The sequence below is a fragment of the Actinoplanes sp. NPDC051633 genome, from assembly GCF_040681735.1.
Lineage (GTDB): Bacteria > Actinomycetota > Actinomycetes > Mycobacteriales > Micromonosporaceae > Actinoplanes.
In genome coordinates, this window is record NZ_JBFAZH010000186.1 from 1 (window position 1) to 9,218 (window position 9,218).

11 protein-coding genes and 1 pseudogene are annotated in these 9,218 nt (G+C 71.6%); 2 read left to right on the forward strand and 10 right to left on the reverse strand.

What is annotated here, in order from left to right; all coding sequences use genetic code 11:
* Positions 1-22 precede the first annotated feature (22 nt).
* The 6 genes from AB0M20_RS13520 to glyA form a co-directional block, all read right to left on the reverse strand.
* Entirely contained in the window at positions 23-568 is a 546-nt protein-coding gene (locus tag AB0M20_RS13520; RefSeq protein WP_364297785.1) for a F0F1 ATP synthase subunit B, read from the reverse strand.
* 38 nt (positions 569-606) lie between these two features.
* The gene (locus AB0M20_RS13525) at positions 607-840 is read right to left on the reverse strand and encodes an ATP synthase F0 subunit C (RefSeq protein WP_364297769.1); all 234 of its coding nucleotides are present in this window, start codon (positions 838-840) and stop codon (positions 607-609) included.
* Between the two features lie 80 nt (positions 841-920).
* The gene (gene atpB / locus AB0M20_RS13530; protein ID WP_364297771.1) at positions 921-1,709 is read right to left on the reverse strand and encodes a F0F1 ATP synthase subunit A; all 789 of its coding nucleotides are present in this window, start codon (positions 1,707-1,709) and stop codon (positions 921-923) included.
* A gap of 15 nt (positions 1,710-1,724) precedes the next feature.
* Positions 1,725-1,961, reverse strand: coding sequence for a hypothetical protein (locus AB0M20_RS13535; RefSeq protein WP_364297773.1), 237 nt, complete (start codon positions 1,959-1,961; stop codon positions 1,725-1,727).
* Positions 1,962-2,181: 220 nt separating this feature from the next.
* Positions 2,182-2,682 carry a hypothetical protein gene (locus AB0M20_RS13540; protein WP_364297775.1) on the reverse strand — a complete coding sequence of 167 codons (501 nt, stop codon included), beginning with the start codon at positions 2,680-2,682 and terminating at the stop codon, positions 2,182-2,184.
* Positions 2,679-3,935: a serine hydroxymethyltransferase gene (glyA, locus tag AB0M20_RS13545; RefSeq protein WP_364297777.1), complete on the reverse strand. Its 1,257-nt coding sequence runs from the start codon at positions 3,933-3,935 to the stop codon at positions 2,679-2,681. The genes AB0M20_RS13540 and glyA overlap by 4 nt, the downstream gene beginning before the upstream one ends.
* Before the next feature lie 50 nt (positions 3,936-3,985).
* Between glyA and AB0M20_RS13550 the strand changes: the two genes are divergently transcribed.
* Positions 3,986-5,479, forward strand: coding sequence for an SDR family oxidoreductase (locus AB0M20_RS13550; protein WP_364297779.1), 1,494 nt, complete (start codon positions 3,986-3,988; stop codon positions 5,477-5,479).
* Here AB0M20_RS13550 and AB0M20_RS13555 read toward each other — a convergent pair.
* From AB0M20_RS13555 to prmC, 4 genes are read right to left on the reverse strand one after another with little or no spacing between them, the layout of a single operon-like run.
* On the reverse strand, positions 5,424-6,308 hold the full coding sequence (locus tag AB0M20_RS13555; protein WP_364297781.1) for an L-threonylcarbamoyladenylate synthase: 885 nt from the start codon (positions 6,306-6,308) through the stop codon (positions 5,424-5,426). The genes AB0M20_RS13550 and AB0M20_RS13555 overlap by 56 nt on opposite strands.
* On the reverse strand, positions 6,305-6,907 hold the full coding sequence (locus AB0M20_RS13560) for a phosphotyrosine protein phosphatase (RefSeq protein WP_364297783.1): 603 nt from the start codon (positions 6,905-6,907) through the stop codon (positions 6,305-6,307). Before AB0M20_RS13560 ends, AB0M20_RS13555 begins: the two co-directional genes overlap by 4 nt.
* Before the next feature lies 1 nt (position 6,908).
* Positions 6,909-7,553, reverse strand: coding sequence for an L-threonylcarbamoyladenylate synthase (locus AB0M20_RS13565; RefSeq protein ID WP_364297787.1), 645 nt, complete (start codon positions 7,551-7,553; stop codon positions 6,909-6,911).
* Between the two features lie 25 nt (positions 7,554-7,578).
* Positions 7,579-8,385, reverse strand: a complete 807-nt coding sequence (gene prmC, locus AB0M20_RS13570; RefSeq protein ID WP_364297789.1) for a peptide chain release factor N(5)-glutamine methyltransferase — start codon at positions 8,383-8,385, stop codon at positions 7,579-7,581.
* A 77-nt stretch (positions 8,386-8,462) separates the two neighbouring features.
* On the opposite strand from prmC, the pseudogene AB0M20_RS13575 reads away from it, so the two are divergent.
* Positions 8,463-9,218: pseudogene (locus tag AB0M20_RS13575) on the forward strand (GGDEF domain-containing protein); the annotation flags it as partial.

Sequence of the window (9,218 nt, forward strand, 5' to 3'; positions counted from 1 at the left end):
CGGCCGACGGTCGGCGCCGTCATCAGCGCCGCCCGCCGCTCGTGCCGGTGGTGTCGAGCTCGGCGATGAACCGGTCGACCGTGCCGCGGGTGCGGGCCTCGTCGGCCAGCGACTCGCCCACGATGCGGCCGGCCAGGTCGACGGCCAGTGTGCCGACCTCCTGGCGCAGCTCGCGAACGATGCTCTCGCGCTGGGCGGCGAGCTGCTCGCGACCGGCCGAGATGATCCGGTCGGACTCCTCACGAGCCTTGGCCAGGACGTCCTGACGGATGCCCTCGGCGTCGGCGCGCGCCTCGTCACGGATGCGGGCCGCCTCGGTGCGGGCCTCGGCGAGCTGCGCGCGGTACTGCTCGAGCAGCTTGTTGGCCTCGGCCTGCGCCTCCTCGGCGCGCTTGATGCCGCCCTCGATCGCGTCCACGCGCGCCCGGAAGGTCTCCTCCATGCGCGGGAACACGAACTTCATGAGCACGAAGCAGAGCAGGCCGAAGGCGATGAACCCGAGCACGACCTCTTGCCACAGGGGCACGATCGGGTTGTGCTCGACTTCCTCGGCGGCCAGATAGACGATATTCAACGGACACCCTCCCTAACGAGACGGAGCGGTGCTCAGCCGACCGGGTTGGCCCAGACGAAGCCGAAGACGATGCCCAGCAGGGCGAGAACCTCGACCACGGCGAAACCGATCCAGAGGAACGGCTGAGTGATGCGGGCCGCCTCCGGCTGACGCGCGGTGGACTGGATGTACGCGGCGAAGACGAGACCCACGCCGACTCCGGGGCCGATGGCCGCGAGGCCGTACCCGATGGCGGCGGTGCTACCGACAACTTCGGCAAGCAGCATTTGAATTTCCTCCTGGTATCTCGCATGACTGTCATGCGGGACGACTACGGGGTCTTGCAAAAGGAACTCTGGGGGCTGACTCAGTGCCCCTCGGCGAGTGAGCCCTGGATGTAGCTCGCGGTCAGCACCGTGAAGATGTATGCCTGCAGGCAGATGATCGCGAAGTCGAGGAACGTCAGCGCGACCGTCATGGCCCAGGACAACAGCGACACGGGCGCCAGCAGCGCGTTCGAGTTGATCATGGCAAACCCGCCGAGCGTGAACACCAGCAGGAGCATGTGGCCGGCGAACATGTTGGCGAAGAGTCGGATGGCCAGCGAGAACGGCCGGACGATCAGGTTCGAGAAGAACTCGATCGGGATCAGGATGGGCAGGATGAACCACGGCGCCGGCGGCACCAGGACGACCTTGAAGTAGCCCAGGCCGTGCTTCTTGAAGCCGACGTAGAGGAACAGCACGTAGCTGATCAGCGCGAGGATCGCCGGGAAGGCGATGTGCGAGTTCGGCGAGATCTGCGCGAGCGGGACGATGCCCCAGAGGTTCATCACCAGGATGAACGAGAACAGCGAGGCGAGGTACGGCGCGAAGCGCACGCCCTCCTTGCCGATCATGTCGACCGCGATGTTGTTGCGCACGAAGCCGTACAGCGACTCGGCCAGCCACTGCTTCTTGCTCGGCACCAACTGCGGCTTCCGGTACGACACCAGGAAGTAGATGATCAGGATTGCGACCGAGAGCCAGAGCAGCAGAGTGATCTTCGTGAACCAGTACGAGTGCTCGCCCCACGGCACGATGCTGGGCAGGAAGAAGTCCTCAACCGACGGCGGGAACGGAACCTCCGCGGCGAGGACAGTCGTCGGACCGGTCACCTTAGCCCTTCCAGGTCAGGCGCCCAGGCGGCGCGCGATCAAGTAGACCCCGGCAGCGCCGCCGATCACCGCGCCGATACCCATCGCGATGCCCTTGGTGCCGAGCCAGTAGTGGTCCACCAGCCAGCCGATCCCACCCCAGACGACCATCCCCCCGATGAGATAGCTGATCGCCGTGTATCCCGCCCCGGAATTCGGGGGTGGCGGAGCGTCATCCTCGTGGGGTTCAGAAGGGGGCTGCTGACCGGCCATGACGTGGCGAACGATATCAGCAGGAAACCTGAGGCTAGGCAGGACCCCCCGGGCAACGGCGGGTTGCTCGGGCCGCGCATCGGCACTCAAGTTGGCGGAAGCGTACTCCTGCAGTTCAAGCGGTAGCCATGACCGGCGCTTATCTGACACCCGAATGGGCGCAAAGGCGTCACCCGGCCCCGCTCAGGACCACTGAGCAGCGCTTTTGCGAGCCGGGCGGTCACGAGGGCAGGCGACGGTTGGCGATGCGCATCAGCCACATCACCTGCACGCCGGTGAGCACCACGACGCCGACCGCCATCGACCACGCCATCGGCAGGCCGCCGGCCCAGCCGCGGTCCGCCACCACCAGCAGCAGGGCCGCGATCAACGCGAACTTGATCACATAGACCGCCAGGCCGACCGGCATCACCAGCTCGGGCCGGATGACATCCGCCCAGGCGATGGCCAGCGTGGTCATGCTGATCCCGATCGTCACTATCAACATCCCGGCCGCGGCGCCGGCCGCGGCCACCGGCCCGCCGGCGAAGAAGCCGGCCGAGGCGGCGCACAGCACCAGCGCGAATCCGACGGCCAGCACGAAGGGCAGGTGTTCGATGCGCCAGCGCGGGTCCTCGGGCAGCGGCGGCAGGTCGGGCAGCGGGCGGTCGTCGTCCTCGTCGTCCTTGCCGAGGATCTGGGCGATCACGCCGTAGTTCCTCGGGGGTGGGGTGGTGCTCACGCGTACACCTCGTCCCGGGGGTAGACCGGGAAGGCCTGGACGAGCTCGGCGACCTCGGCGGCGACGTCCCGGTCGCGGACGGCGGCCGCGATCAGCCCGGCGACCCGGCGCATCTCGTCCTCGCCCATGCCCTGGGTGGTGACCGCGGCGGCGCCGAGCCGGATGCCCGAGGCCACCGTCGGGCGCTTGGCGTCGTACGGGATCGAGTTCTTGTTCAGCGTGATCCGGGCCCGGTCGCAGCGCTGCTCGGCCTCGACCCCGGTGATCCCCGCGGCGGTCAGGTCGATCAGCGCGAGATGTGTGTCGGTGCCGCCGGTCACGGGACGCATGCCCTCGGCGGCCAGCCCGGCGGCGAGCGTCCGCGCGTTGGTGACCACGCGGCGCGCGTACCCCTGGAAGGCGGGAGTGGCCGCCTCGCGCAACGCGACCGCCTTCGCGGCCACCGCGTGCATCATCGGCCCGCCCTGACTGAACGGGAAGACGGCCTTGTCGATCCGCGCGGCGAGACTCTCACGGCACAGAATCATGCCTCCTCGAGGTCCGCGCAGCACCTTGTGGGTGGTCGCGGTCACCACATCGGCGTGCGGTACGGGCGACGGCGACACCTGACCGGCGACCAGCCCGATGAAGTGCGCCGCGTCCACCATGAGGTAGGCGCCCACCTCGTCGGCGATCGCGCGGAACGCGGCGAAGTCGATGATCCGCGGGTACGAGGTGGCGCCGCAGATGATCAGCGCCGGCCGGTGCGCCAGCGCCAGGTCGCGGACCTCGTCGTAGTCGATCAGCTCGGTGTCCTTGCGGACGGTGTAGCCGACGTGGTGGAACCATTTGCCGGAGAAGTTGACCCGGCTGCCGTGGGTGAGGTGCCCGCCGTGCGGCAGCTCCATGGCCAGCACGCAGTCGCCCGGCCGGACCAGCGCGGCGTACGCGGCCAGGTTCGCCGACGACCCGGAGTGCGGCTGGAGGTTGGCGTGCTCGGCGCCGAACAGCTCGCGGGCGCGGCGCACGGCCAGCTCCTCGGCGGCGTCCACGGCGGCGCACCCGCCGTAGTAGCGGGCGCCCGGATAGCCCTCGGCGTACTTGTTGGTGAGCGTGGAGCCGAGCGCGGCCAGGACCGCGGGCGAGGTGAAGTTCTCGCTCGCGATCAGCTGCAGGCCCGACCGCTGCCGGTCGAGCTCGGCCAGAACGACCGCGGCGATCTCGGGATCGGTGCGCTCGAGCAGGCCGAAGTCCGGACCCCAGAACGTGTCCACGTTCTCGAGGATATGGCTTATCACCCCCTGCCTGAGGGCACAGTGCGGTTATGCGTTGTCTCGTCACCGGCGCCACCGGATACATCGGTGGCCGCCTCGCGCCCCGGCTGGTCGCCGCGGGCCACCAAGTGCGGTGTCTCACCCGCGACGCGAACCGTCTGCGGGATGTGCCCTGGGCGGGCGACGTCGAGGTGGTTGAGGGCGATTTGTCCGATCCGGGTACGCTGCCGGCCGCCTTCGAGGACGTCGAGGTCGCGTACTTCCTGATGCACTCGCTGGGCCGCAAGGACTTCGAGCGCCGCGACCGGGAGGCCGCGCAAAACTTCGCGGCGGCGGCGGAGAAGGCCGGCGTACGCCGGATCATCTACCTGGGTGGGCCGCAGCCCCCGGAGGGCGGCACCCAGTCGGCGCACCTGCGATCCCGCGCCGAGGTGGCGCGCGTGCTGCTGGACAGTTCCGTGCCGACCGCCGTGCTGCGCGCCGCGGTGATCATCGGCTCGGGCTCGGCGTCGTTCGAGATGCTGCGCTACCTGACCGAGCGGCTGCCGGTGATGGTCTGCCCGCGCTGGGTCAGCAACCGGATCCAGCCGATCGCGGTCCGCGACGTGCTGCACTACCTGATCGCCTCCGCCGAACTCCCGCCCGAGGTGAACCGCGGCTTCGACATCGGCGGCACCGACGTGCTGACCTATCTGGAGATGATGCAGCGCTACGCGCGGGTGGCCGGCCTGCGGCGCCGGCTGATCGCACCGTTGCGCCCGCTCACCCCACGCCTGTCCGCCCACTGGGTCGGGGCGGTGACGCCGGTGCCCAACAAGATCGCGAAACCGCTGGTGGAGAGCCTGATCCACGAGGCCATCGCGCACGAGCACGACATCGCCGAGTACATCCCGGACGAGGGCCTGCTCGGCTTCGACGAGTCGGTGCGCGTCGCCCTCGGCAAGATCCGGGACGCCAACGTCGAGACCCGCTGGTCGACGGCGTCGGGCCGGGACGCCGCCGCCGAGCCGCTGCCCAGCGACCCGGACTGGTCCGGCGGCACGCTGCACGTGGACGAGCGCCGGGCGGACGTCGACGCTCCGGCCGCCGCTCTGTGGCGGGTGGTCGAGAGCGTCGGCGGCGCCAACGGCTGGTATTCGCCACAGATCGCCTGGCGGGCGCGCGGCTGGATGGACCGGCTGGCCGGCGGCATCGGGATGCGCCGCGGCCGGCGCGATCAGCAGCGCCTGCACGTCGGCGAGGCGGTCGACTTCTGGCGGGTGGAAGAGGTCGTGCCGGGCGAGCTGCTGCGCCTGCGGGCCGAGATGAGGCTGCCCGGGCGGGCGTGGCTGGAGTTCCGTGTCGAGGAGATCGGGCCGGGCCGCAGCCGCCTGATCCAGCGCAACATCTTCCTGCCGCGCGGGCTTGCCGGCCAGGCCTACTGGACGGGGATCATGCCGTTCCACGCGCCGCTGGTGGCGATGATGGCCCGGAACATCGCGCGCGAGGCTATTTCGCCGCGGCGCGGGACAGGCGATCGCGCACGGCCAGCCACTCCTCGGTAGCGGGCGGGGCGAGGGCGACGATGGTGGCGACGCCGGAGTCGTCCAGGCGGTGCAGCGCGGCGTAGAGGTCGGCGGCGTACTCGCGGGCGTTGAGGCCCTCGTGCGTCAGCACACCCACCGGCTGCTCGTACCCCTCGAGGTCGTCGATCTCGTCGACCAGCACGAGACGTGCCCGCGGGGCGTAGTGCCGCCGGCTCATCCCCGGCGAGGGGCGCTGGACGCCGTCGTCGACGCCGGCCGGCAGCTCGACCGGGCCGATCACGTCGCGGATCGCGCGCAGGCCGAGCGCGCCCGGGCGCAGCAGCCGCGGCACCTCGCCGGTCACGTCGAGCACGGTGGACTCGATGCCCCAGGCGCAGCTGCCGCCGTCCAGGATCAGCGGGACGTCCGGCAGGCTGCGCGCCACGTGCTGGGCGGTGGTCGGCGAGATGCCCTCGGAACGGTTGGCGCTCGGCGCGGCCAGCGGGATCCCGACGGCGTCGAGCAGCCGCAGCGCGACCTCGTGGGCGGGCACCCGCACCGCCAGCGTGCCCGACCCGCGCCGCAGCACCAGCGTCAGCGGGCCGGGCCAGAACCGGCCGGCCAGTTCGTCCGCCTCATCCGGCCAATCGTCGACGATCTCCCGCGCGGCGGCGGCCGACGCCACGTGGGCGATCAGCGGATTCCACGATGGCCGGTTCTTCAGGCGGTAGATCTCCGCCACGGCCTTCTCGTCGAACGCGTCGGCGCCCAGGCCGTACACCGTCTCGGTGGGAAAGGCGACCACCGAACCGGCGCGGAGCAGGTCCACCGCGCGGGCGAGGCCCTGCGCGTCGGGGCGGACGATCACGGCAGGAGAAGGGTGGCGAACGGGACGGTCGCGTCCTCGATCTCGTCGCCGATGCGCTGGAACGTCTGGTCGCCGCGGCCCCACGGGTCGTCGAGGTCGTCGGACGGCAGCGGGGCGTCGTCGCCGCGCAACCGGTGCACCGCGGCGACGATGGCGGTGCCGCGCTCGTGCACCTGCTCCGGCTTCTCTCCGCCGGCCGGCAGCGTGCTCGCGTCCACGGCGGCCAGCAGCCGGGCGAACTCGCCCAGAACGAAGGTCCGCGCGGCCGCCTCGGGGCGCAGCGCCAGCACGTAGTCGTACTGGTCGGCGGTGGCGGTGAGGATCAGGTCGGCCTCGTCGAGGAAGTCGCCGCGCAGCTTGCGCGCCTCGAAGCCGGCCGACGAGCCGCCCCGGGCACGCACCTGGCGGGAGGCCGGCGGGTTCATCTCCTCGCCCTCGTGCCAGCCGCCGGTGCCCGCGCTGACGCTGCGGACGAGCTGGTCGGCGGCGTCCGGCGCGCGATCGCGGACGGCCCGGGCCAGCAGGCGCTCGGCCATCGGCGACCGGCAGATGTTGCCCATGCACACGTGCAGGACGGTGAAGGGCTCGACCGCGGCCATCTCAGGCCTCCGGCGCGAGGATGTCCGGCACGACGTCGCGCAGCTTCTCCAGCGGGATCGCGCCGGTGCGCAGGACCCGCGGCACGTCACCGGTGACGTCCACGATCGTGCTGGGCGCCGGGTCGGCGGCGGCGCCGGCCTCGAGGTAGACGCGCACCGAATACTCCAGCTGCTCGCGCGCCTCCTCGGCGGTGGTCGGGGCCGGTCCGCCGATCTTGTTGGCCGTGGTGACCGCCATCGGGCCCACCTCGCGCAGCACCTCCAGCGCGACCGGGTGCAGCGGCATGCGCACGCCGACCACCCCGCCGGTCTCCCCCAGATCCCACTGCAGGCTCGGCGAGTGCTCCACCATGATCGTCAGCGCGCCCGGCCAGAACGCGTCGGCCAGCTCACGGGCCGCCTTGGGCAGCGAATAGACAAGTCCGTCCAGCGTGTGCCGCGAACCCACCAGCACCGGCGGCGCCACCCGGGCGTCCATGCCCCGCGCGGTGTGCAGCGCGCTGACGGCGTGCGAGGTAAAGGCGTCCGCGCCGATGCCGTACACCGTGTCGGTGGGCAGCACCACCAGCTCGCCGCTCTTGACCGCGTCGATCGCGGCGGTCACGCCTCGATCGCGATCGGCCACGGTCCGGCAGTCGTAGAGCATCACGAGATGCAGTCTGCCATGCCTCTCACCGGCGGCGTGCGGTCGCGTATCGCGGCCGCCCGGCCAGGTCGGTGTGCTCCTCGACGTCGGTGAAACGGCCGTCCGCGCGGAACAGGTCCGGGACGGCGGCGACGTGCGTGTCGTCGTGCTCGATCCCGGCCACCCCGCCGGGTCGCAGCAGCCGGGCGGCGAGCGCGATGACCGGGCGGATGACGGCCAGGCCGTCCGCGCCGCCGAAGACGGCCTCGGCGGGATCGTGCGAGCTCACTTCCTCGGGTACGCGTGTGCCGGCCGGAACGTAGGGCGGGTTGCACAGCACGACGCCGACCCGCCCGTCGAGCTCCCGCAGCAGGTCCGGATCGGCGACATCGCCCTCGACGACGTCACCGCGGAAATTCCGCCGCAGAAAGGCGAGCGCCGTCGCGGACCGCTCGACCGCGATCACCCGCCCCGCCGCCGTCTCGTCCGCGACCGCGGCCGCGATCGCCCCCGACCCGCTGCACAGATCCACCACGATGTCACCGGGTTCGACATGATCAATTCCCCACCCGGCCAACAACTCGGTCTCCGGCCGCGGGATGAAGACGCCCTCCCCGACGGCGAGGTCGAGATGCCGGAAGGCGGCCGTGCCGAGCAGGTGCTGCACCGGGATCCGCTGCGCGCGCCGCTTGATCAACTCGGCGAACCGGTCGCGCTCCTCGTCGCGCATCGACTCGATCAGCGCGAGCCGCCCGCGTCCCACCCCGAGCACCGCGGCGGCGAGCAGCTCGGCATCCACCCGCGGCGACTCCACCCCCGCCGCGGCCAGGTCCGATGTCGCACCGGAAAGCATCAATGCGAGCGGTGTCCGTGTCACGGCATAATCATGACGCGTCGTCCATGACGCTTCAGTGGCCGGGGAGGCGCCTGGTGAGTTGGTTGGACCAGCTCGCGGACAACGTCGAGGATCTGCGTGAGGCGGGGCGACTGCAGCAGGGTGGCAGGTCCGCCAAGGCGCTACCGATCCTCGACCGTGTCCTGGATTCGTCGTCCGACCCCACGACCCGCGCCTACGCGCTGGTGCAGCGCCTCGGCGCGCTGATCAATTTGGGCCGCGTCGCCGAGTTCGCGCCGTCCATGACCGCCGCCTCGGCCGCGGTCCGTGAGGTGCCCGATCCGTATCTGCGCGGTCAGATGCACGCCTTCGCCGCGCTCGCCGCCCACCTGCAGAGCGCCCTCGACCGCGGCGTCACGCATCTGGTCCAGGCGTCCCGGGCGCTGGCCGCGGTGCCGGGCGGCGACATCGAGACCGCGTGGGGCTGGCACGACCTCGCGATGGCTTACTCCTATTTGGGCTTCCACGGCCAGGCGCTGACGGCGATCGAGCAGGCGCGGGAGGTCGGCGCGGCGGCCGGGATGGCGCCCGAGGTGTTCGCCGCACCGGGCATCCGGCTGCGCAACGCGGTCTCGCTGGACCATCACGGCGACACCGACGGCTGCCTGCGGGTGCTCCGCGACATCGACGCCGAGCTCGCCCGCTACGTCGCCTCCGGCGCCGACCAGCGCCTGCGGCCGCACCGCCGGGCCGTGTACGGGTATGCGCTGGCTCGCCGGGCCGCGCTGGGCGAGCGCACCGGCGGCGACGCGGCCGGCTGGCTGACCCGCGGCGGCGACAGCGCGCGCACC